This window comes from Thermoflexus hugenholtzii JAD2 (assembly GCF_900187885.1).
Lineage (GTDB): Bacteria > Chloroflexota > Anaerolineae > Thermoflexales > Thermoflexaceae > Thermoflexus > Thermoflexus hugenholtzii.
The window spans coordinates 99,409-121,356 of record NZ_FYEK01000044.1 but is presented as its reverse complement, the minus strand read 5'-3'; the positions used below and the strand labels follow the sequence as shown (position 1 = coordinate 121,356).

The window sequence follows — 21,948 nt, the reverse complement described above, 5'->3', positions numbered from 1 at the left end:
CTCGTTTACCCAAGCCAGTTTCAATCCCACGCTGGTTCGATTGAGGCACGCCAGTCCCATCTGCTCGAACATTCCTCGTGGATGCGTTTCAATCCCACGCTGGTTCGATTGAGGCGAACTCCTTGCCCTCGAGCTCCGCCGCCGAAATGATGTTTCAATCCCACGCTGGTTCGATTGAGGCCCATCCTGCCGGAGGGATAGCCCGATGGAAGATCTGGGTTTCAATCCCACGCTGGTTCGATTGAGGCTCGAAGTAGCCGCCGACACGGTTGAAAACGTCCGCCGTTTCAATCCCACGCTGGTTCGATTGAGGCACCTCCCGATCTCTCAGATCCTCGTCAACATCCGAGGTTTCAATCCCACGCTGGTTCGATTGAGGCGAGTCGATACATCCGCCGGATGTCCACGCGCGTGATGTTTCAATCCCACGCTGGTTCGATTGAGGCAAGACAATCGCCGCAGCCGCAGGCGGCGGATCGGCCGTTTCAATCCCACGCTGGTTCGATTGAGGCCGGTCCGGACCGAGGCCCGCATCCGGGCCAAGGGTGTTTCAATCCCACGCTGGTTCGATTGAGGCAGCTCCCAGTGAGCGCGCCAATACGCCCGGACCCAGGTTTCAATCCCACGCTGGTTCGATTGAGGCGCCTTCCCGCCCGAAGGGGTGGAGGACGACTTCGTGAGTTTCAATCCCACGCTGGTTCGATTGAGGCCTGGCGGGTTCGATTCCCGCCCGGGGAAATGACCCGCCGTTTCAATCCCACGCTGGTTCGATTGAGGCCTGATCCGCTTCCATATGTTCTCGTTTACCCAAGCCAGTTTCAATCCCACGCTGGTTCGATTGAGGCTTGGACCGAACAAATAGTGATTTTGTTTGTTGCTATTTGTTTCAATCCCACGCTGGTTCGATTGAGGCATTGATGAGTTTCTGCTCAAAGGTGGCAAATATTTCGTTTCAATCCCACGCTGGTTCGATTGAGGCATTGGTGGGGCTGGAGCCCTGTCGAGGCGGTAGCTGGTTTCAATCCCACGCTGGTTCGATTGAGGCTGAGGGGGAGGGAAAATCAGGGAGTGAACCCCATAGTTTCAATCCCACGCTGGTTCGATTGAGGCCCTTCCCCGAGGTCTTGGGATGCAGCCAGCCGAAATCGTTTCAATCCCACGCTGGTTCGATTGAGGCAAGCCGTAAACGAGGTTTACATCAACGACCACAAAGCCGTTTCAATCCCACGCTGGTTCGATTGAGGCAATCGCTGGATTTGTCAGTCCAACCGAATAACAGAAGTTTCAATCCCACGCTGGTTCGATTGAGGCCACCCGGTGAGCCGGGAAGACATTCCCGGCCTCCTGGGTTTCAATCCCACGCTGGTTCGATTGAGGCATAATTTTCACCACAATCGGGGCACCGAGCCCAAGACTGTTTCAATCCCACGCTGGTTCGATTGAGGCAGGGTATCGGGCAATGCCCCTCCGCGCCGCATGTGGGTTTCAATCCCACGCTGGTTCGATTGAGGCAGTCCGGCAGAGAGATCCGGGGAAGTTGCTGTGCGAAAGTTTCAATCCCACGCTGGTTCGATTGAGGCTATGTCAAGGCCTTCGTGACCGGGCAGCCGATATTGCGTTTCAATCCCACGCTGGTTCGATTGAGGCGTGTCTAGAGCGCTATATCGCCCTCCTGGCCCATGGCGTTTCAATCCCACGCTGGTTCGATTGAGGCGGAGAGGGGGCGCCATGGCGAAGCCGGCCGTTCCGGGTTTCAATCCCACGCTGGTTCGATTGAGGCCCGATCCCGATCCAACGCGGCCCCCGCCGCGAGGGATGTTTCAATCCCACGCTGGTTCGATTGAGGCCAATATCTTTTTTGTCCGGGTTCCTCGTGACTGTGCCGTTTCAATCCCACGCTGGTTCGATTGAGGCCGTTCCGGGCCAGCCGGTGGCCCGGCCAGGGGAAATCCGTTTCAATCCCACGCTGGTTCGATTGAGGCGTTTCCGCTGCCGCCCGCCGCGAGGGCGGCGCTTTTGGTTTCAATCCCACGCTGGTTCGATTGAGGCCTCTTGGTTCTCCGATGAATACTATGATCTCACGGGGTTTCAATCCCACGCTGGTTCGATTGAGGCTCAGCGTGATGTAAGTATCCTCTATCACGACGCCGTTGTTTCAATCCCACGCTGGTTCGATTGAGGCTTTGAGTTGCACGGCGATGGCTTCGATGCGGGTGGATGTTTCAATCCCACGCTGGTTCGATTGAGGCTTCGCGCCGGCGGAGGGACAAATTAAAAACAAAAAGAGTTTCAATCCCACGCTGGTTCGATTGAGGCCCCCTTGGCTTTGGGCCCCTGGCCTTTTTGGCCAGGGTTTCAATCCCACGCTGGTTCGATTGAGGCCAGGATCAACCCCGGGTGGACTGCGGAGCACAAGACCTGTTTCAATCCCACGCTGGTTCGATTGAGGCTTGGTCCGGCTGAACTGGGGGTATGAGGGGGAAGGCAGTTTCAATCCCACGCTGGTTCGATTGAGGCACGCTGCCGGAGCCGGGCTGGGCCCGGGCCCGGGATGGTTTCAATCCCACGCTGGTTCGATTGAGGCGAAGGCCGGGCTAAATCCAAAGAGGAGGGGGGAGAGAGTTTCAATCCCACGCTGGTTCGATTGAGGCGGATCACATCCGCAAGGTTGCAGTAGTCGCCAAGGTGTTTCAATCCCACGCTGGTTCGATTGAGGCCCGATCCCTCAGCCGAGAGGATCCTGGAGGGCCCCTGTTTCAATCCCACGCTGGTTCGATTGAGGCGGGCTTGCCCACAAAAGGCCAATGAAGACAAGGCAAATGTTTCAATCCCACGCTGGTTCGATTGAGGCACGGGTTTTGATGAAGGCCTTCCGGATCTGGGCCTCCAGTTTCAATCCCACGCTGGTTCGATTGAGGCGTGGAATGTGCATGAATTTATGCACGTGTTGGATAACGTTTCAATCCCACGCTGGTTCGATTGAGGCGATTTACACGGTAGAGATCCCGGTTTTGAAGATTCACTGTTTCAATCCCACGCTGGTTCGATTGAGGCACGAACGCAGATGCTTGATGCAGGCGGCCCTCCATTGTTTCAATCCCACGCTGGTTCGATTGAGGCCTCCGCAAGATGGGCGTGGAGGGCAAAACGCTCTTCGGTTTCAATCCCACGCTGGTTCGATTGAGGCCGGCATGTGGTGGTTCTGGACGCTCACCCAGAGCTGTAGTTTCAATCCCACGCTGGTTCGATTGAGGCGGCTTTGTTTGTTCCAGACCTCGCAAGGAGGAGGCAAGTTTCAATCCCACGCTGGTTCGATTGAGGCCAACATCGCGCAGCGCGCCGCATTTCAGACGGCCATGGTTTCAATCCCACGCTGGTTCGATTGAGGCGGGTGGAAGTTGGTCGAGATGGATGCTTGCTGCTCTGGTTTCAATCCCACGCTGGTTCGATTGAGGCTCCCCAAGGTGGTTCTCTATTTGCGGCCATTGCCGTCGTTTCAATCCCACGCTGGTTCGATTGAGGCCCCCGGGGGGCTTCGCCCCCCGGACCCCCACAGCGGTGTTTCAATCCCACGCTGGTTCGATTGAGGCGGGTCGCACGACTACGCGGCAACAGCGCGCAGCAAAGTTTCAATCCCACGCTGGTTCGATTGAGGCGCTTTTCCGCCCAGAAGTGGACCTTGATGGATCACGGTTTCAATCCCACGCTGGTTCGATTGAGGCCCCGCCTTTTATCGCGACAAGGGAGAACTGGCCTTTGTTTCAATCCCACGCTGGTTCGATTGAGGCCCTGCGATTTCAGGCGGTGAGAGGGAGAAGAGAGAGAGCTACCCTTTCCTGCATCCAGTTCGCCATGAATATAACACAGGACGCGTTGGTTGTCAAGGGGTTCGGGTTCCTCCATGCGCCAGAGGACGAAGGGGGGTCCGCGGAAGCCTTTTCCGAAGAAAGGCATCTTGCTCATCTAAATATCTCGTTTCGGGCATAAATCAAACCATCATCTTCCTGAATGGGAGAAGAATGGTGGATTCTAAAGGCTCATTAAACAAACCTTCCGCGGACCCCCGGTGGCCGGATTTTCCATGGGGGTCCGCGGAAGGTTTCTGCGCCCGGTGAACGCAAGGTCGAGATCCGGCGCCTCGGGCCGGCGGGCTAAAAGCCCCGCACCTCCCGCCACAGTCGGTCCAGCTCCGGGATCCGCGCCTGCTCCCGCTCCCACCACTCCGGATCCAGCTGCGCGTCCAGCTCCTCCACCGTCTTGCCCTGTTGCTCCACCCACGTGAAATACTTCAGGTTGTGCCACCGCCGCCGGTTCTCCTGCGTCCCCTCCTGGATCCAGTCCAGCCCCTGCCCATGGAAGATGTGCACCAATCGCACCGTGGCCTCCACCTCGTCCATCGGCCCACACTGCCGGGTGAGCTCCGCCAACACCGACCGATACCGATCCACCCCGTCCGTGGCCACGGTCACGATGACGTCCTTCGGCCCGAACCGGTAAAACTTCGCCGCTTTGATCGCCCCCAATACGTTGGCGATCCCACTGATGCCGAACATCTGCGACAGCCGCATCACCTGCCCCTCCGAAACCCCCCAGCGCATCAGCACCTTCCACCCCACCTCCTCCGCCAATAACTGCAACCCCTTCTTGCACGATAGATCATCCACGCACACCAACGCATCCATGTTCATCACGTGATGGATCCACGTCACATGCTTGTCCCCGATCCCCTGGATGTCGTGAACCCCATACCCGTTCAGATACAGGGTGGGGCACTGGATGGGCTCCACGCCCACCACCCGACAGGTCGGCCAGACCTGCTTCAGCCGATCCCCCGCCCCGATGGTCCCCGCCGAGCCCATCGCCGAGACGAAGGCCGCCACCTTCCCCTCCCCGATCCCCCGCTCCCCCAACTCCGCCGCCAGGTCCACAATGGTGTTGCCGGTGACGTAATAGTGAAACCGATAGTTCCCCATCTCGCTGAACTGATTGAGCACCCGCACCCGCGGGTCGACCGCCATCAGCTCCTTGCACTTGTCGTAGATCTCCTTGACGTTGCTCTCCGAGCCCGGCGTCCGGATCACCCGCGCCCCATAGGCCTCGATCCGCTCGAAGCGCTCCCGGCTCATCCCCTCCGGCAGGATCACGATCCCCTCAAAGCCCATCCGTCCCCCCACCCAGGCCCCGCCGATCCCATAGTTCCCTGTGGACGGCCACACCAGCACGTGCTCCCCCGGCCGCAGGCCCTCCAGGAGCACCTTCTCCATCAGGATGGAATAGGCCGCCCCGACTTTGTGCGAGCCGGTGGGGAAATCCTTGGCGTAGATCACCACGATGGGCGCCTCCACCCCGGTGAGAGCCCGGGGGAGAACCTCGTAATAGATCCGTCCCTCCGGATCCCGCCAGGTGATATTGAAAAGATTGTATGGATCCATGGGGTCGCGCTCCCGTGCCGCCAGGGCCCGCGCCCGCACCTCCGGAGGCTGGCGCGAGGGATCCCGCATCTCCTCAAAGGTGGGTCCGAAGAACGGCGCGCGCATGGACATCTCCTCCCGTGGAATCATTTCTTGGGCTTCGATCTTAGGCCCGCGAGCGCCCTCCGGCAATCCTGCCGGAGACCCCCGTGTTGCACGACGCCGGGCTGCGCAGTAGGATGAAGAAGACCCGGCGGCGTTGCCGGGCGGATCCAGGGAAAGGAGAGACGCTGATGTCCTCCCCCGCGTCATCCCCTCTCACCGCGGCCGCGCCGGATCGAGCCAGTCGCCGGAGCCGCTGGCTGGCCCGGGAATGGATCTGGGCCTTCGTCCTCCTCTACGGCCTCTTCGTGGGGCTCCCCTGGCTCGCCCCCATCCTGATGCACCTGGGCTGGGAGACCCCCGCGCGATGGCTGTATGCCTTCTACAGCCTCTTCTGCCATCAGCTCCCCCAGCGCTCCCTCTTCCTCTTCGGACTCAAACCGATGTATTCCCTCTCGGAGCTCCGACAGGTCTGGCCCTACGAGGATCCCCTCCAGCTGCGCGCCTTCATCGGGGACCCGGTCTTCGGTTACAAGGTCGCCTGGTCGGACCGCATGATCTCGACCTACACCAGCTTCTGGCTGGCCGCCCTCCTCTTCGCCCTGAGCGGGCGCCGCTGGCGGCCGCTGCCGTGGTGGGCCCTCTTCCTCCTCACCCTGCCCATCGCCCTGGATGGGACCTCCCATCTGATCAACGACCTGCTGTATGGGATCGGCGAGCGGGGCTTCCGCTATGACAACGCCTGGCTGGTCGCCCTGACGGGCGGGAGGCTGCCCGAATGGTTCTACGTCGGCGACGCCCTGGGCTCCTTCAACTCCTGGATGCGCTGGATCAGCGGGGTCCTGTTCGGGTTGGGCGCCGGCGGCTTCGCCCTGCCTTACGTGGACCGATCCTTCCGGGAGCTGGGGGAAACCGAAGCGTGAGCGAAGAGGACCGATGAAGGCGACGGCGAGGATCCGGGTGGCGTTCCCTCCCTGGGTGACGGGAGGGTTGCTGGTGAACCTGGCCACGTTCACCTGGGCCACCAACATGATCCTGGGGCGGTGGCTGCGGGAGAGCATCGGGCCCTTCACCCTTTCCGCCCTCCGCTTCGCCCTGGCGGTCCTCTGCTTCGGGATCCTGCTGCGAGCCCGGCCGCCGACGGAGCGCCGGCCCGGGCCGGACCTCCCGCTGCTGCTCGCCATGGCCTTGACCGGTGTGGCCTTCTTCGCCCCCACCCTCTATGGGGGCCTGCGCGAGACCACCGCCGTCAACGCCACGCTGATCAACGGCCTGGGCCCGCTGATCACCGGCCTCCTGGCGGCCCTCCTGATCCGAGAGCCCTTCTCCCTGCGTCAGGGGATCGCCGCCCTCCTGGGGCTGATCGGGGTGGGGATCGTGATCTCCGGCGGCTCCCCCACCCGATGGGGCTCCCTGCGGGGCCAGCGCGGCGATCTGATGGTGCTGGCCGCGCTGACCCTGTGGGGGCTTTACTCGGTGCTCGGGCGCCGGGTCATGGCCCGCCGCTCCGCCCTCTCCGCCACCGCCCTCTCCATGGCCCTGGCGCTCCCCCTGCTCATCCCGGCCGCGTTGTTGGAGCAGCGCTTCCTCCCCCTGCAGGGGCGCCCCGAGGTGGCTCTGGCCGTCCTCTACATCGGGATCAGCCCCACCGTCCTGGGCTTCCTGGCGTGGAACGCGGGGGTGCGCCGGCTGGGCCCGGGCGGCGCGATGATGTTCTACAACACGCTGCCCCTCTACGGGGCGCTGCTGGGACACTTCCTCCTCCGGGAGCCCCTCGGCCTCGCCCATCTGATCGGCGGGGCCCTCATCCTCGGCGCCGGGTTGTGGGCCGCCGCCTCCCCGCCGGCAAGGGCCCCTCGCTCCGAGCGAAACGACCAGATGGACTATGCTTCATGAGCGAACACCGCTTCGTTCCCGGCATCCGTGTTCATGGATCCTGTGTAAGAAGGAGGAAGCCCAATGGCCCGTTCCCTTCCGCCGGAGGCCCTGCGCCGCACCGTGGATCCGAACACCCTGCCGCTGCGCTCCACCGAGGAGCATCCCCCCCTCGCCGGCCTGATCGGGCAGCCCCGGGCGGTGGCCGCCCTGGAGTTCGGGCTGGACATCCCGGACCAGGGTTTCAACATCTATGTGGCCGGTCCCCCCGGCGTCGGCCGCATGACCGGCGTCCAGATGTTCCTGGAGGCCCGGGCGAAAACCCAGCCCACGCCCCCCGACTGGTGCTACGTTTACAACTTCCAGGACCCCTCCCGGCCGCGGGCCCTGCGCCTGCCGCCCGGCCGGGGCCGGGAGCTGCAACGGGACATGCAGCGGCTCATCGAGGGGGTGCGCCGGGAGATCCCCCGCGTCTTCGAAAGCGATGAATACAACGCCCGCCGCGAGGCCATCCTCAAGGAGATCAACCAGCAGCGGGAGGAGATCCTCAAGCGGCTCAACCAGCGGGCCATGGCCCAGGAGATGATGGTGGAGGTCACCCCCATGGGCATCGCCGTGATCCCCCTCCTGGGCGGGCGGCCCATCACGGACCAGCAGTTCGCCGCCCTCCCCCCGGCCATGCAGGAGCTGCTCCGCCGCCGCCGGGAGGCTTTCGAGGAGGAGGTCAAACAGGCCCTCAAGGAGATCCGTCAGCTGGAGCGGGCCGCTCAGGAGCGGCTGCGCCGGCTGAACCGGGAGGTGGCCCTCTTCGTGGTCGGGGGGCTGATGGACGACCTCTTCGAGAAATACCGGGACCTCCCCGAGGTGATCGCCTACCTCCAGGCGGTGCAGGAGGACATCGTCGAGAACGTGGACCAGTTCCGGAGCCGCGAGGAGGGCGCCCCGGGGCTTCCCTTCCCCCTCCCCCTGCCGGCCCTCGGGGAGATGGCCCTGCGCAAATACACCGTGAACGTGCTGGTGGACAACGCCGAGCAGCAGGGGGCCCCGGTGATCATCGAGTGGAACCCCACCTTCCCCAACGTCTTCGGCCGCCTGGAGAAGGAGAGCCTGCTCGGGGTGCTGCACACCGACTTCACCCTGATCCGCGCCGGGGCGCTGCACCGGGCCAACGGAGGCTACCTGGTGATGCCCGTGGAGGGGGTTCTGGTCAACCCCTTCGTCTGGGAGGGCCTCAAGCGCGCCCTACGGCAGCGGGCCGTCGAGATCGAGGAGCCCGGGGAGCGCATGGGGTTGCTCACCACCCGCACCCTGGACCCCGAACCCATCCCCCTTCACGTGAAGGTCATCCTCATCGGCAGCCCGCTTCTCTACCACCTGCTGTATCTCTACGATGAGGAGTTCAGCGAGCTCTTCAAGGTGAAGGCCGACTTCGATGTCGAGATGCCGTGGGACGAAAACGGGATGCAGGATTACATTGCCCTCATCGGCACCCTTTGCCGCAAGGAGGGGCTATGCCATCTGGACGCCGGGGCGGTGGCCCGGGTGATCGAATACGGCGGGCGGCTGGCCGAGGACCAAACCCGCCTCTCCACGCGTTTCGCCGAGGTGGCGGACCTGGTGCGGGAGGCCAGCTTCTGGGCCCGCAAGACCGGCTCCCCCCTGGTGACCGCCGACCACGTCCGCCAGGCCCTGGAGGCCAAGGTCTATCGCTCCAACCTCATCGAGGAGCGCATCCGCCAGCTGATCGCCGAGGGCACCCTGCTCATCGACGTGGAGGGCGCGAAGGTGGGCCAGGTCAACGGCCTCTCGGTGCTGGACCTGGGGGACTATCGCTTCGGCCGGCCGAACCGCATCACCGCCACCGTCGCCCTGGGACGGGAGGGGGTGATCGACATCGAGCGGGAAGCCCGCCTGGGCGGCCCCATCCACACCAAGGGCGTCCTTATCCTCAGCGGCTACCTGGCCTCCAAATACGCCCAGGACAAGCCGCTGACCCTCTCCGCCCGCCTGGTCTTCGAGCAGTCCTATTCCGGGGTGGAGGGCGACAGCGCCTCCTGCGCGGAGCTGTGCGCCCTGCTTTCGGCCCTCGCTGACGTCCCCATCCGCCAGGGCATCGCCATCACCGGCTCCATCAACCAGAAGGGGGAGCTGCAGGCCATCGGGGGGGTGAACGAGAAGATCGAGGGCTTTTACTACACGTGCAAGGTCAAGGGGCTCACGGGGGAGCAGGGCGTGATCATCCCCGAGGCCAACGTCCGCAACCTGATGCTCCGGGAGGAGGTCGTCGAGGCGGTGCGGGAGGGGAAGTTCCACATCTGGGCCGCCCGCACCGTTGACGAGGCCATCGAGATCCTCACCGGCATCCCCGCGGGGGAGCGCGGGCCCGACGGCCGGTATCCGGAGGGGACGATCAACGCGCGGGTGGATCAGCGGCTCCGGGAGATGGCGGAGACCCTGCAGCGCTTCGGCCGTGAGGAGCGTGGGGAGCGCAAGGCCCCCGAGGCCCGCGAGGAGGGGCGGGGCAACGCCGGAGGCGGAAATATGTCCGTCGAATGAATTCGACCTCAGAAGGCCTTCGGCCAACGGTCGGCCGGCGCCGACCGAAAAGGCATCCTTCGCGTCGGCGAAGGCCGACGCTTGGCGCGCAGCGCCTCGGAAGGCCGATTTCCATCGGCACAAAGGCCTCCGGCCCATGGTTGGCCTGCGCCGACTGAAACACCTCCTTCTTGCGCCTTGAAAGATGGATCTTCACAATTGAATTCGGGCCGCGCGGAGGGGAGACGCGGTTTTTCGCAGGAGCGGCTTTCGCCGCGAACTCTTGCGTTATCGAAGGCTGGGGTTTGGGGTTGAAGCTTCCTGCGTAAGCCGAAATTCATTTCGGCATCCATCCTGTAGGAGCGGCTTTCGCTGCAACCCTTGCGCCATCGAAAGGTGAACGGGCGTGCGGATTGACGTCGTGACGTTGTTCCCAGAATACTTTGAGAGCCCCTTGCGGGTCAGCATCCTGAGGCGCGCTCAGGAGTCCGGACACGTTCAGATCGTGATCCACAGCTTGCGTGATTTCGGCATCGGACGGCATCGGGTGACCGATGACGCGCCTTACGGCGGGGGCGGCGGGATGGTCATGCGGCCGGAGCCGATCTTCGACGCCGTAGCGCACATCCTGGCGGAGGTCCCGGAGGCCGAGCGTATGCAGATCCCCATCATCCTCCTGGACCCGGCCGGGCGGCGCTTCACTCAGGAGGTGGCCTGGGAGCTGGCCGGCCATCCCCGTCTGGTGCTGATCTGCGGCCACTATGAGGGGGTGGATGAGCGGGTGCGGGAGCACTTGGCGACCGACGAGATCTCCATCGGGGACTTCGTCCTGACCGGCGGCGAGCCCGCCGCCCTGGTGATCCTCGACGCTGTGGTGCGCCTGGTGCCCGGCGTGCTGGGCGATCCGGAGGCCCCGCGGCACGACTCCTTCGCGGGGAGCCTCCTGGAGCATCCCCACTACACCCGCCCCGCCGTCTATCGGGGCTGGGAGGTCCCCGAGGTCCTGCGCTCCGGCCATCACCAGGCCATCGCCCGGTGGCGCCGGATGCAGTCCCTCCGGCGGACCTGGGAGCGCCGCCCGGATCTCCTCCTCCGGGCGGCCCTCACCGAAGAGGAACGGTCTTGGATCGCCCGCTGGGAGGCGGAGCGCCGTGCGCTCCTGGCCCCGCTGCTCGGGGAGGGGACGGTCCCTGGGGAGCCCTCCGCCCGCTCGCCGGATGAAGAGTGCCGTTGATATCTTCCTGCCGGAAGGGAGATCGCCGTGGCCCCTCAGACGCTCTCGCAGCTGCTTCAGACCCTTCCTTTCCCGTATCGTCATACCGGTGGCGATCCGCGGATTCAGGACGTGGTGACCGACTCTCGGCAGGTCCGGCCGGGGGCCCTTTTCGTGGCCTACCGCGGGTTGCAGCACGACAAGCACGCCTTCATCCCCGACGCCCTGGCCCGCGGGGCGGTGGCGGTGGTCGGGGAGCGGCCCCGGGAGACGCTCCCTCTCCCCGAGGATGTGGCCTACGTGGAGGTCCCCAGTGGACGGGAGGCGCTGGCCTGGCTCTGCGCCGCCTTCCACGACTTTCCCTCCCGTCGGTTGATCCTGATCGGCGTGACCGGGACCGACGGCAAGACCACCACCGTGAACTTGATTCACTCTATCCTCACCGCCGCCGGGGTCCGGGCGGGGATGATCAGCACCGTGAACGCCGTGATCGGGGATCGGGTCTATGAGACCGGTCTTCATACCACCACGCCCGAGGCCCCAGAAGTCCAGCGCTATCTCCGCGAGATGGTCGAGGCGGGCCTCACCCATGCCGTGCTGGAGACCACCTCCGAGGGCCTGGCCCAGCACCGGGTCACCGCCTGCGACTTCGACGTCGCCGTCCTCACCAACCTCACCCACGAGCACCTGAACTTCCACGGCACATGGGAGAACTACCGGGCCGCCAAGGCTCGCCTGTTCGAGATGCTCCGGGCTTCCGTCCGCAAAGGGCTCCCCAAGACCTCGATCCTGAACGCCGAGGATCCCTCTTACGATTACTTCCGGCGCATCCCGGCCGATCGCTACCTGAGCTACGCCCGGGAGAAGCCGGCTGACCTGACGGCCGAGGAGGTGCGCTTCGAGCCGGGCCGCACCCGCTTCATCGCCCGCACGCCGGTCGGCGCCATCCCCATCGAGACCGCCCTGGTGGGGGAATACAACGTCTCCAACATCCTGGCCGCCGTGGGGGTCGGCGTCGCCCTGGGGCTGCCGCCGGAGGCCATCGCCGAGGGCGTGCGGCGCCTCCCGGGCGTCCCGGGCCGGCTAGAACGGATCGACGAGGGGCAGGATTTCATCGCCATCGTGGATTTCGCCCACACGCCGAACGCCCTGGAGCAGGCCCTGAAGACCGTCCGGCGCATGACCTCGGGGCGGGTGATCGTGGTCTTCGGCAGCGCCGGGCTGCGGGATGTGCAGAAGCGGGGGATGATGGGCCGTGTGGCCGGACGGCTGGCGGACCGCATCGTGATCACCGCCGAGGACCCCCGGACGGAGGATCTGGAGGCCATCCTGGAGGCCATCGCCGAGGGCGTGCGGGCAGAAGGGCGCGTGGAGGGGGTGGATTTCTGGCGCATCCCGGACCGGGCCGAGGCCATCCGCTTCGCGGTGGACCTGGCGGGGCCGGGCGATCTGGTGATCGCCTGCGGCAAAGGCCACGAGCCCTCGCTGTGCTACGGGACCGTGGAGTATCCCTGGGATGAGCGGGAGGTCATGCGCGCCGCCCTGCGGGAGCGGCTGGGGAAGGGCCGCGACCTGATCCGGCCCTGGTGCTACCTCCGCGCCCTGCAGGAAAAGGGTTCCTCCGGCTGATCCCCTTTCCCCGGCCTATCGCTCCCAGTTGAACGCCTCCATCAGCGCCGCCAGCGCCTGGCGGTTGGGGATCAGGACCGCCGCGCCCCCCGGCGTCCGCCAGGGGCGGACCATGGAGGGCTCCACGGCGAGCAGGCGGATCCGCTCCTCCGGCACCCCCCGGGCGAACTGGGCGATGGCCAGCATCTCCGGGATCGTCAGATCCGTTTGCACGGATTCGCCCAGGGTCCGCAGGATCTCCGGGATCTGGGGCAGGGTCTGAAGGGAAAGGACCTTCGCCCGCAGGGCCATCAGCACCTGCTGTTGCCGCTTCAGCCGCCCGAAATCGCTGTCCGCATGCCGGGTCCGCACATACTTCAGCGCCAGCTCCCCATCCATATGGATCCGCCCGGCCGGGATCACCAGGCGCTCCGTGCCATAGTCATCCGTGGGGTAAGCGTTGTCCACGATGGTGCGGGGCACATCCACCTCGATCCCGCCCACCAGATCGATGATCCGCTTGAAACCGTTGAAGTCCAGGAGGACGTAGCGGTGCACCGGGACGCCGAAGTTGTAAGCCACCGTCCGCTTGGCCAGCTCCCCGCATCCCCCGAGGTGATAATAGTCCCCGTAGAAGCACGCGGTGTTGATGCGGCTCTGGGAGATCCCGCGTTCCTCCAGCCCGGGGATGGGCACATAGAGATCCCGGGGGATGGAGAGCACGGAGATCGTATCGCTGATGGGGTCCAGGCCGATGAGCATGATCCCATCGGAGCGGACCGGGACGTCCTGTTCGTCGGGCCGGCGATCCACGCCCAGCACCAGGACGTTCAGACGGCCGGGGACCGGCCATGCGGGCGCCGGGTTGAGCCACTCGATGGGGTTGAGCATCCGCCCCACTTCCGAGATGGGCGGCAGGCCCAGCGGGCCACCGCCGGAGCCTCCCGCGCCGGCCATCGCCCGCCAGCGCTGGGCGCGCGCGGCCATCACCACGGCGATCCCCAGCCAGGTGGAAAGCAACGTGGAGGCGAGCAGGACCACCAGGAACAGCCGGTAATACCGCCCGCCCGAGGCCGGGCGGGGAGAGGTCGATGTCGCGGAATTCACAGCCTCCTCCGTCCCTGGGTTTCGACTCGACCTTGTAGGACCCTCTGTGGGCCTTCCGCGTTCTCACACCGACCCTCTATTGTAATCCACTTTGTGGGACAACGGCTCACAGTTGCCCGACGATTCTGGGACACACCTCCGCTCCTGCGGAAGGAGCGCGGCCGCGCTGGGCCCTGCCTCCCGACGCCTGGGTGTCAATGATAATTGACAAATTGACCGAAATCCATTACCATCGCGGTGTGTTCTCAAGGGAGGGATGCGATGGGACGGCGTGTGCGGCTGGAGGGTGGGGAGAACCGGGTGCGGGAGGTCCGGGAGAGGCAGGGGCTGAGCCAGGCCGAGCTGGCGCGGCGGGCCGGGCTGAGCCGGCAAGCCCTCAGCGCCATCGAGGCCGGCCGATACCTGCCCAACGTGGCGGTGGCCCTCCGCCTGGCCCAGGCCCTCTCGTGCTGGGTGGAGGATCTGTTCCCGGCTCCCCCGGCGGCCCAGATCCTGGAAGCCGAATGGCCGCTCCCGGTCCGGCGGGGCCAGCCGGCGACGCGGCGGGTGGGCCTCGCTCGGGTGGGGGAGCGCCTTGTCGCGTGGCCGCTGCAGGAAGCATGGGGGCTTCAGGCCCCGGCCGACGGCTTCGTCGTGGAAGGCGGACGCCCCGGACGGGTCCGGGTGGCCCTGCGGATCCCCCCGGCGATCCTGGAGCGGACGCTGCTCATCGGAGGGTGTAACCCGGCCCTGGCGTTGCTGGCCGCGCATCTGAGGGAGCGGTTCCCGGAATATCGCCTGCGCTGGATCCCGATGAACAGCCAGGCGGCGCTGCAGGCCCTGGCGCGCGGAGAGCTCCACATCGCCGGCACCCATCTCGCGGATCCGGTGCGGGGGATGGATAATCTCCCGGCGATCCGCCGCATCCTGGCCGGCCGCCCCGTGGCGGTCGTCACCCTGGCCCGCTGGGTGGAAGGAGTGATGGTGCCGGCCGGCAACCCCGGTCGGATCCATCACCTCCAGGATCTGGCCCGGCCCGGCTTGCGGGTTCTCCTGCGGGAGAGCGGGGCGGGCAGCCAGCGGATCCTGGCGTGGCGGCTTCGTCGGGAGGGCCTCCCGCCCTCGGCCCTCCCCGCCCTCCGCTGGCGGGCTCGGGATCATCTGGAGGTGGCCGCGGCGCTCACCGCCCGGCTGGCCGATGCGGGACCAGGGGTGTTGCCCGTCGCCCGGATCTTCGGGCTGGGGTTCCTGCCCCTGGCGGAATCCCGCTACGACCTGGTCATCCCGGAGGCGTTCTTCTGGACCCCTGCGGTCGAGGCTTTGCTGGAGGTATTGAGCAGCCGCCGCTTCCGGGAGGAACTGGAGGCCATCGGGGGGTTCGATCCACGCCCTGCGGGCACCCTGGTGGCCCGTCTGAGCCCATCGACATCCTGACCACAGAGGGGAACCCATGCGTCGTCTTTTCCTCTCATTGCTTGGCCTGCTCCTCCTTGAAGCATGCGCCGCCCGGAATCCTCCTTCACCCTCCAGCGTTTCAACGCTGGAAGGTGAGATCATCGTGTTCGCGGCCGCTTCTCTCACCGATCCTTTCCAGGAGCTGGCCGCGCTCTTCCAGCAGGAGCATCCCGGGGTGAAGGTCACCTTTAACTTCGCTGCTTCCTCCATCCTGCGGACCCAGATCCTGCAGGGGGCGCCGGCGGATCTCTTCGCTTCTGCGGATGAGAAAAACATGGAAGAGGTGGTGCAGGCCGGCCGGGTGGCGGAGGGTCCATGGATTTTCGCCACCAACCGGCTGGTGGTCGTCACGCCGACCTCCAGCCCGGCAGGCATCATGGCGTTGCGGGATCTGGCGCGCCCCGGCCTCCGCCTGGCCCTGCCCGGCCCGGAGGTGCCCATCGGGGCTTACGCCCGTGAGGTGCTGGCGCGTGCCTCGAAAGATCCTGCCTACGGCTCCGACTTCGCGGAGCGAGTGCTGGGGAACGTGGCCTCTTCGGAACCGAACGTGAAGGCGGCCCTGGCCCGGGTAGCGCTGGGAGAGGCGGATGCAGCCCTGGTCTATCGCTCGGATGTGACGCCGGCCTATCAGGGGAAGGTGCGGGTGGTGGAGATCCCGGATCCCCTGAATGTCATCGCTCGGTATCCGATCGCCCTTCTGAAGGAGGCGTCGCACCCTGCTGCGGCGCGTGCCTTCGTAGAGCTGCTGCGTTCCCCCCGGGGCCGGGAGATCATGCAGCGCTGGGGTTTCGGCGCCCCATAGGCGAACCGATCGCGAGGAGGTTGCACATGGTCCGGGAGCGCGTCGCTTCGTTCCCTCGCTGGGGTGAAGCAAGGCCACGGGTTTTCCTGAACTCCACGATCTGGTTATATGTGTGGAGCCTTCCCATGGCGCTGTTCTTGATCAGCCCTTCCCTGCTCCTGATCCTTTATCTCCTGAGGACCCCCCTCTGGGAGGAGGTGGGTTCCACCCTGGTCCGCCAGGCGTTCCATCTCACGCTGCAGACCAGTCTGGTGACCGCGCTGGCTGCCCTGGTGATGGGGACCCCGCTGGCGTATCTGCTGGCCCGGCGGCGGTTCCCGGGCAAGTCGCTGGTGGAAGGGCTGGTGGAGCTGCCCATCGTCGTCCCGCCGATCGCCGCGGGGGTCTTGCTTCTGCTGGCTTTCGGGCGGCAAGGAGCGCTGGGCCCGCTCCTGGAGCGGATGGGGATCACGCTGCCTTTCACCCCCGCTGGGGTTGTGGTGGCCCAGCTGTTCATCTCCGTGCCCTTCTACATCCGAGGGGCGCGCCTGGGCTTCATGATGGTGCCGAAGGAGCTGGAGGAGGCCGCTGCGGTCGATGGAGCGTCTTCGATCCATATCTGGCGGCACGTGACGTTGCCCATCGCCTTCCCGGGCATGTCCTCCGGCCTGATCCTCTGCTGGGCGCGGGCGGTAGGGGAGTTCGGTGCCACCTACCTGTTCGCCGGGAACATGCCCGGGCGCACCCAGACCATGCCGCTCGCCATCCTGTCCGCGATGGAGACCGATCTGAGCGCGGCGCTCCTGATGACCGGGGTCCTGATGGGATTCGCCCTGGTCACCCTTATTGGCGCCTGGCTGCTTGTGGGAGGCCGGGGGGAATCTTCGCTGGCCCTTTAGCGGCGTCCCCCCCACCGGGTAGCGGCAGACCGGCAAGGCCCCCTTCTTTTACCTCTACCTCGTCCGTTCCTCCAGCTCCCTCCGGGGGGCTTCATATAACTCGGTGGCGGGGATACTGCTCCCCTTCATCTTCTGGGAGAGACGCACTATGGTGGAATAGGCCTTCCGTCGCTGCAAGCGCCCGTGTTCATTGAAGGGCAAGATCACCGCCTCCGGCTCGCCCCGCCGGGTTATGATCACCGGTTCCTCCCGGGCGCGCTTGAGCAGCGCAGGGAAATCTTCCCTGGCTTCAGCGATGATTTTGAGGCTCCTTCCTCCTATAGCTCGGAGGAGACCACAGATCATGCTCAGGCAGAGCGTCTCCCTCAGTAGCGCAGCAGGGCGGCTGTGCCGAGCTCCCGCAGGCGGGGATGGCCCTCGACGATCTCCACTTGGCCGCCGTTCTCCAGCACCGTGGCGATCAGCCAGTCCACGGCGTCCGGCAGCGTTTCGAAAGCCGCGCCGCAGAAGGGGCAGGATGCGCGCGGGATCGTGGTGAGGAAGCCGCAGCCGGCGCACCGGTAAGCCGGGGCGTGGAAGCCGTCGGCCACCAGCAATACCTGCACCCGGCCCTCGGCAGCCGCCCGCAGGGTGTCCTCCAGGTTGATCACCCCGTTGGCCCCTTTGGATGCCGCAGTGATGGCCGTCTCCACCAGGGCGAACTCCTGCTCCCGTTCGACCTGCTGGAGGACGCGCAGGGCCGCCTCCCGGAGCTCCCCCTCATCCGCCATTCGGTCCCCGGGGATCGTCCCGGCGATGCGATCCCGCCAGGGGGAGGGCAGGAGCTCCCGGAACTCCACGACAGTCGGGTCCGCCCCGCCGAGGAGCAGGTAGCGAGGCTGGTGGCGTTCACAGAAGCCCACGGTCAGCTCGGCCGCCTCTTTCAGGTTGCGATAGGCCACCTCGTCTTCGTGTCGCTGGAGCTTCTCCGCTCCCCAGCCCCCCTGCTTGTGGCGCTTGATGGGCTCCCCGCGCAGCTCCAGGGTCTCCCGGAGCTCCCCCATCTGGTAGAACAGCAGGCGAATGTGGGTCTTGTCCACCAGCGCGATGAGGAAGCGGCCGTAAGCGTCCCAGAGCTTGGCCAATGGAAAGACATAGGGCTTGCGCCCTACGAAGGCCAGGTTGGGGGTGGGAACAGCAAGGGTGAAGGCCCGCCACAGGCCGCGAGCCTGGGCGGAGAACACAGCCAGGCCCCGCCCCGAGCCATCGTATTCCCGTTCGACGAAACGCTGAACCGCCTCCACATCGGCCCGGGAAACCTGGTCCTCCACACGCTCCAGCAGATGCCGCAGGTTCAACCGGTAATGATCCTTGGTCTGATGGCGGGGATCTACATTCAGGTAGAGGCTCAGGACGGGGACATCCGGGCTTTCCAGCGCAGCCAGCTCCCGCAGATCCCGCTCGGTAAACATGGTCGACCTCCCTCACCCGGTTTTCCCATTGTGCCGGACAGCGAGGAAGCGCGCGGGAGAACCTCTCCTCACTTAAATTGTAGCCCCATCCGGAGAGGGCGCCCGGAGCCGGATCATCTCCTGGAACCGCCGGGCATCCTCCCACATGGACACATTGTTGAAGAACACGAAGGCCTCCCGGAACCCCTGACAGCGGGCCCAGAGCTCCTCCAGGTCTGCGTCGGTGTAACGATAAGCGTATCCGGTCCGGCCGTGGAGGCGGAAGTAGGCGACGTCGCCGGTGACCGGGGCGCTCGCCAGAGGATCTACGGCATGGATCAGCCGGTAGCGCTCGCAGATGCGACGGATCACTGCCTCCGGCCAGTCGCCCCGGGGCTCCCAGGCCAGCCGGAAGGGGACCTCCCGGACGCGTTCGAGGAAGGCTTCCAGGTTGCGGAGGTGAGCAGGGGTCGGGGTGAAGGAGGCCGGGCACTGCAGCAGCACGACCGCCGCGCTGAGGGCCTTCGCTGCCTCCACCGTGGCAGCCCATCCTCGCTGCACCACCGGCGTGTCCTGAAAGGCGCCGGCCTGAGGGCGTTCCTCAGGAGCCAGGGGGTGCCGCAATCGGCGGTACGTCGGGCTGCTCGCCGGGTGGGTGACGAGCTGCCACGCCTTAATGGTGAAAACAAAATCCGGCCCCGCCTCCTCGCGCCATCGCCGCAGCGTCTTCGGCTGGGGCGGATCGTAGAACGTCTGCTGGACCTCGACAGCCCGGAACATCCGGTAGTAAACCGATCGCGCTTTGGGGAACCCGCAGCATCCGATGTGGATGGCCCCCATGGGTCGGCAGACCTCCCGGGCGAAGATCTCTCGCCCCTACGATGGTTCTTCGATCCGGATGACGCGGCCGCCGGCGGCGCGGATGAGGCGATCCCGAATGGCCAGCCCCAGCCCCTCGGCCCCGAACTCCCGGGCGAGGATCAGATCCAGCCCCCGCTGGTCCAGCTCCCGGAGCGCCGGATACAGCCGGCGGGCGATGCCTGCCAGGTCCGCTTCCGAGCCCAGGATCGCGACCTCGACGGGCAGGTCGGCCACAGCCGCGCGGTCCTCCTCCGCGATCAACAGTCCCACCCGGTGTCCCTGCTGGACGTAGTGGCGAGCGATCTCCCGCAGGTGCGGGCGCAGCCTCTCTTTCGGCCCCAGCAAGACCACCAGTTCCGTGCGGGGCGCATAATGTTTGGGCGACATCCCGGGGGAAGGCGCGGGACCCGCCACCGCGCGGTCGAACACCGCCACCGGCCCCAGAACGGCCTCCAGGGCCTCGCGGGGCAAGCCCCCTGGTCGGAGAATAGTGGGCACCGGCCGGGTGAGGTCCAGCACTGTGGACTCCACCCCGATGGCCGTGGGGCCTGCGTCCAGGATGAGATCGATGCGGCTCTCCAGGTCCTCCAGGACGTGCCGGGCGGTGGTTGGGCTGACGTGGCCGAACCGATTGGCGCTGGGGGCCGCGATGGGCGTCCCTGCCGCTCGGATCAGGGCCAGGGCCACCGGATGGGCGGGCATCCGAACCGCTACCGTCGGCAGGCCGGCGGTGGCGAGATCGGGGACCGCGGGTTGCTTGGGCAACACCAGGGTCAGGGGGCCCGGCCAGAAGCGCTGCGCCAGGGTCCAGACGGGGGGAGGGATCTCCCGGGCCAGCCGGGGTAGTGTCTCCAGGTCCGCGATGTGGAGGATCACGGGGTCGGTGGGCGGCCGACCCTTTGCGGCGAACAGGCGCTCCAAGGCCTTGGGGTTGAGGCCATCGGCCCCCAACCCGTATACGGTTTCCGTGGGGAAGGCCACCAGGCCGCCCGCCCGCAGGATCTCCGCCGCCCGGGCGATGGTCCCCGGATCCGGGCGCTCGGGGTCGATCGAGATCACCCGCGTCATCGTCCTGTCCTCCGAAAGGGATTTTGGGAGGGGGCTCAGGGAAAAGCAAGATGAGGACCAAGCCCGGGGCGAGGAGGGACGACCGCTTGCGGCGCCTCATGGCCGGCCTGGGGGGACCGCCGGAAAGCCCGGTCGCAGGCGCTTGCCGGGTTGTCGAGCTCCTCGGATTCCCGTATAATTGAAGCTGCGGATGCCACCTTAGCTCAGCCGGTAGAGCACCCGCCTCGTAAGCGGGGGGTCGCGGGTTCGAATCCCGCAGGTGGCTTTCCAGACCCCGGTGATTCCCTCGATGCGGGAACATCCTTCTTCAGAATCAGCAGAAAATCGGAGAAGCGTTCGGATCCCCCCCTGGATGCCCTCGCCCGGATGGGCGCACGGGATCCGCGAGGGATGGCATCTTCTGCGCCGCGCATGGGAATGGCTGAGCAGCCCCTGGGGGATTGGCATCCCGGCGGCGCTGCTCGCCCTCGGTCTCCTCTGGATGCTTCTGGCCTCCCAGATGCCGGAGCCGCGCGATCCGGCCTATGGCCTCTGGGTGGCCCGGGCCCGGCTGCGCTTCGGCGCCCTGTTCGATCCGCTGGAGCGCCTGGGTCTATGGGCCCTGAGGGAGACGCCGGGCTGGCGGCTGGCATGGGCTGCCCTGGGGCTGAGCCTGCTGGTCCACGCCCTGGAGGCGGCCGCGGCCCGGCGTCGGTGGGCCGCCCTCAGCGCGGCCGCCCTCCTGGGGGCCATCCTTCTGGGGATCGCCGGCGAGGCCCTTCCGCCTCCGCTCTCGGTTTCCCTGGCGTCGGGGGAAGGGCGGTCCGTCGGAGCGTTCTGGCTGACCCTGGAAGAAGGGCGGATTGTCCTCTGGGAGCAAGGGAACCCTGTTGGGGGGCTGACCTTCGCGCCCAACCGTCCTCTGCGTCTGGGACCTTATATTGCCCTAGCGTGGCGCGAGGGCGCCGTGCTGGAGCTCCGGGCGGCCGGGCCGGAAGGGCCGTTGACGCTGCGCGCCGCCCTGGACGCCCCACCGGTTTCCAGCCTGTTGTTGCATTCCTCTCCGGAAGGCGAAGCCTTCGCCGCCCTCCCCCAGGCCGGTTGGATCCTCCGGCTGAGCCCCCCGCGGACGCTGACGGTTTTCCGGGAAGGGACCGGCGAGGTGGTCTGGCAGGAGACGCTTCCATCGCTCCGCGACGGCGAGACGCTGGAGCGGGCGCTGCCGGGCGGCTATGCCCTCGCGCTCACCGCCCGCCCGGTCTATCGGATTGTGCTCCTCTCGCCCCTCGCCTTCGCCCAGTGGGTCCTGAGCGGGGCGATGGCCCTGATCGGCCTGCTCGCCGGTGCCCTGCAGATCCTCCCCGCCGCCTTCGCCCGTCGCTCCCGCTCGCCCGGGCATGCGGAGCCGGGTCCGCCGGCGGCGTAACATTTTCCGAAGGAAGGTGTTTTCTCTTCAGAAGAAGTCCTCTCCTTCTGTGGTCTTTCAACGAGGAGCCCGGACGCCGGTGGACGGGGCGAGGCCCTCCGAAGGGGCCGAGGGGGTCATTTTTCGCACCCCGCGCGCTGTCCGGAATGAAAGCCCATCGAAGGGGAGATCGGAGTCCTCAGGCTTGAGATGCGAGGAGTGCGCATTGAGAGGAGGCTT

15 protein-coding genes, 1 tRNA gene and 1 CRISPR repeat array (1 of these 17 only partly in view) are annotated in these 21,948 nt (G+C 66.2%); of the genes, 10 read left to right on the top strand and 6 right to left on the bottom strand.

Going from position 1 to position 21,948, the window contains the following annotated elements:
• A CRISPR array of direct repeats spans positions 1-3,788; the repeat unit is 30 nt; unit sequence GTTTCAATCCCACGCTGGTTCGATTGAGGC; it reaches 1,858 nt to the left of the window's first position.
• A 363-nt stretch (positions 3,789-4,151) separates the two neighbouring features.
• Positions 4,152-5,537: a PLP-dependent cysteine synthase family protein gene (locus CFB18_RS10880; protein WP_088571947.1), complete on the bottom strand. Its 1,386-nt coding sequence runs from the start codon at positions 5,535-5,537 to the stop codon at positions 4,152-4,154.
• A gap of 167 nt (positions 5,538-5,704) precedes the next feature.
• Between CFB18_RS10880 and CFB18_RS10875 the strand changes: the two genes are divergently transcribed.
• The 5 genes from CFB18_RS10875 (at position 5,705) to CFB18_RS10855 (ending at position 12,765) form a co-directional block, all read left to right on the top strand.
• A complete protein-coding gene (locus CFB18_RS10875; RefSeq protein WP_159461713.1) occupies positions 5,705-6,436 on the top strand; it encodes a DUF2085 domain-containing protein in 732 nt (243 codons plus the stop codon).
• A gap of 13 nt (positions 6,437-6,449) precedes the next feature.
• Positions 6,450-7,409, top strand: coding sequence for a DMT family transporter (locus CFB18_RS10870; protein WP_088571825.1), 960 nt, complete (start codon positions 6,450-6,452; stop codon positions 7,407-7,409).
• 63 nt (positions 7,410-7,472) lie between these two features.
• Positions 7,473-9,944 (top strand): Lon protease family protein, encoded by a 2,472-nt coding sequence (locus CFB18_RS10865; protein ID WP_088571824.1) that lies wholly within the window; start codon positions 7,473-7,475, stop codon positions 9,942-9,944.
• Positions 9,945-10,329: 385 nt separating this feature from the next.
• A complete protein-coding gene (gene trmD / locus CFB18_RS10860; protein WP_088571823.1) occupies positions 10,330-11,157 on the top strand; it encodes a tRNA (guanosine(37)-N1)-methyltransferase TrmD in 828 nt (275 codons plus the stop codon).
• A 27-nt stretch (positions 11,158-11,184) separates the two neighbouring features.
• On the top strand, positions 11,185-12,765 hold the full coding sequence (locus CFB18_RS10855) for a UDP-N-acetylmuramoyl-L-alanyl-D-glutamate--2,6-diaminopimelate ligase (RefSeq protein ID WP_200808178.1): 1,581 nt from the start codon (positions 11,185-11,187) through the stop codon (positions 12,763-12,765).
• A 15-nt stretch (positions 12,766-12,780) separates the two neighbouring features.
• Here CFB18_RS10855 and CFB18_RS10850 read toward each other — a convergent pair whose 3' ends face one another.
• Positions 12,781-13,851, bottom strand: a complete 1,071-nt coding sequence (locus CFB18_RS10850; RefSeq protein WP_088571822.1) for an LCP family protein — start codon at positions 13,849-13,851, stop codon at positions 12,781-12,783.
• Positions 13,852-14,112: 261 nt separating this feature from the next.
• Here CFB18_RS10850 and CFB18_RS10845 point away from each other — a divergent pair, with 261 nt between their 5' ends.
• The 3 genes from CFB18_RS10845 (at position 14,113) to CFB18_RS10835 (ending at position 16,965) form a co-directional block, all read left to right on the top strand.
• Positions 14,113-15,264: an XRE family transcriptional regulator gene (locus CFB18_RS10845; protein WP_088571821.1), complete on the top strand. Its 1,152-nt coding sequence runs from the start codon at positions 14,113-14,115 to the stop codon at positions 15,262-15,264.
• A 16-nt stretch (positions 15,265-15,280) separates the two neighbouring features.
• Entirely contained in the window at positions 15,281-16,087 is an 807-nt protein-coding gene (gene modA / locus CFB18_RS10840; RefSeq protein WP_088571820.1) for a molybdate ABC transporter substrate-binding protein, read from the top strand.
• A 125-nt stretch (positions 16,088-16,212) separates the two neighbouring features.
• A complete protein-coding gene (locus tag CFB18_RS10835; RefSeq protein WP_159461712.1) occupies positions 16,213-16,965 on the top strand; it encodes an ABC transporter permease in 753 nt (250 codons plus the stop codon).
• A 54-nt stretch (positions 16,966-17,019) separates the two neighbouring features.
• On the opposite strand, the gene CFB18_RS16295 is transcribed toward CFB18_RS10835, so the two are convergent.
• From CFB18_RS16295 to CFB18_RS10815, 4 genes are all read right to left on the bottom strand, one after another.
• Positions 17,020-17,310 (bottom strand): type II toxin-antitoxin system Phd/YefM family antitoxin, encoded by a 291-nt coding sequence (locus CFB18_RS16295; RefSeq protein WP_088571818.1) that lies wholly within the window; start codon positions 17,308-17,310, stop codon positions 17,020-17,022.
• 20 nt (positions 17,311-17,330) lie between these two features.
• Complete coding sequence (locus tag CFB18_RS10825) at positions 17,331-18,416, bottom strand: baeRF10 domain-containing protein (RefSeq protein ID WP_088571817.1); 1,086 nt, start codon at positions 18,414-18,416, stop codon at positions 17,331-17,333.
• 72 nt (positions 18,417-18,488) lie between these two features.
• A complete protein-coding gene (locus CFB18_RS10820; RefSeq protein ID WP_088571816.1) occupies positions 18,489-19,235 on the bottom strand; it encodes a DUF72 domain-containing protein in 747 nt (248 codons plus the stop codon).
• A gap of 36 nt (positions 19,236-19,271) precedes the next feature.
• On the bottom strand, positions 19,272-20,324 hold the full coding sequence (locus CFB18_RS10815; RefSeq protein WP_088571815.1) for an L-threonylcarbamoyladenylate synthase: 1,053 nt from the start codon (positions 20,322-20,324) through the stop codon (positions 19,272-19,274).
• 192 nt (positions 20,325-20,516) lie between these two features.
• Here CFB18_RS10815 and CFB18_RS10810 point away from each other — a divergent pair.
• Positions 20,517-20,589: transfer RNA gene (locus CFB18_RS10810), tRNA-Thr, on the top strand.
• An 87-nt stretch (positions 20,590-20,676) separates the two neighbouring features.
• The gene (locus CFB18_RS10805) at positions 20,677-21,729 is read left to right on the top strand and encodes a hypothetical protein (protein WP_088571814.1); all 1,053 of its coding nucleotides are present in this window, start codon (positions 20,677-20,679) and stop codon (positions 21,727-21,729) included.
• The last annotated feature ends 219 nt before the right edge of the window (positions 21,730-21,948 follow it).

Coding starts and splice junctions, on each gene's coding strand:
- CFB18_RS10835 (WP_159461712.1), top strand. CDS start 16,213: ATGGCGCTGTTCTTGATCAGCCCTTCCCTGCTCCTGATCCTTTATCTC.
- CFB18_RS16295 (WP_088571818.1), bottom strand. CDS start 17,310: ATGATCTGTGGTCTCCTCCGAGCTATAGGAGGAAGGAGCCTCAAAATC.
- CFB18_RS10845 (WP_088571821.1), top strand. CDS start 14,113: ATGGGACGGCGTGTGCGGCTGGAGGGTGGGGAGAACCGGGTGCGGGAG.
- CFB18_RS10865 (WP_088571824.1), top strand. CDS start 7,473: ATGGCCCGTTCCCTTCCGCCGGAGGCCCTGCGCCGCACCGTGGATCCG.
- CFB18_RS10815 (WP_088571815.1), bottom strand. CDS start 20,324: ATGACGCGGGTGATCTCGATCGACCCCGAGCGCCCGGATCCGGGGACC.
- modA (WP_088571820.1), top strand. CDS start 15,281: ATGCGTCGTCTTTTCCTCTCATTGCTTGGCCTGCTCCTCCTTGAAGCA.
- CFB18_RS10820 (WP_088571816.1), bottom strand. CDS start 19,235: ATGGGGGCCATCCACATCGGATGCTGCGGGTTCCCCAAAGCGCGATCG.
- CFB18_RS10880 (WP_088571947.1), bottom strand. CDS start 5,537: ATGCGCGCGCCGTTCTTCGGACCCACCTTTGAGGAGATGCGGGATCCC.
- CFB18_RS10825 (WP_088571817.1), bottom strand. CDS start 18,416: ATGTTTACCGAGCGGGATCTGCGGGAGCTGGCTGCGCTGGAAAGCCCG.
- CFB18_RS10870 (WP_088571825.1), top strand. CDS start 6,450: ATGAAGGCGACGGCGAGGATCCGGGTGGCGTTCCCTCCCTGGGTGACG.
- CFB18_RS10805 (WP_088571814.1), top strand. CDS start 20,677: ATGCCCTCGCCCGGATGGGCGCACGGGATCCGCGAGGGATGGCATCTT.
- CFB18_RS10875 (WP_159461713.1), top strand. CDS start 5,705: ATGTCCTCCCCCGCGTCATCCCCTCTCACCGCGGCCGCGCCGGATCGA.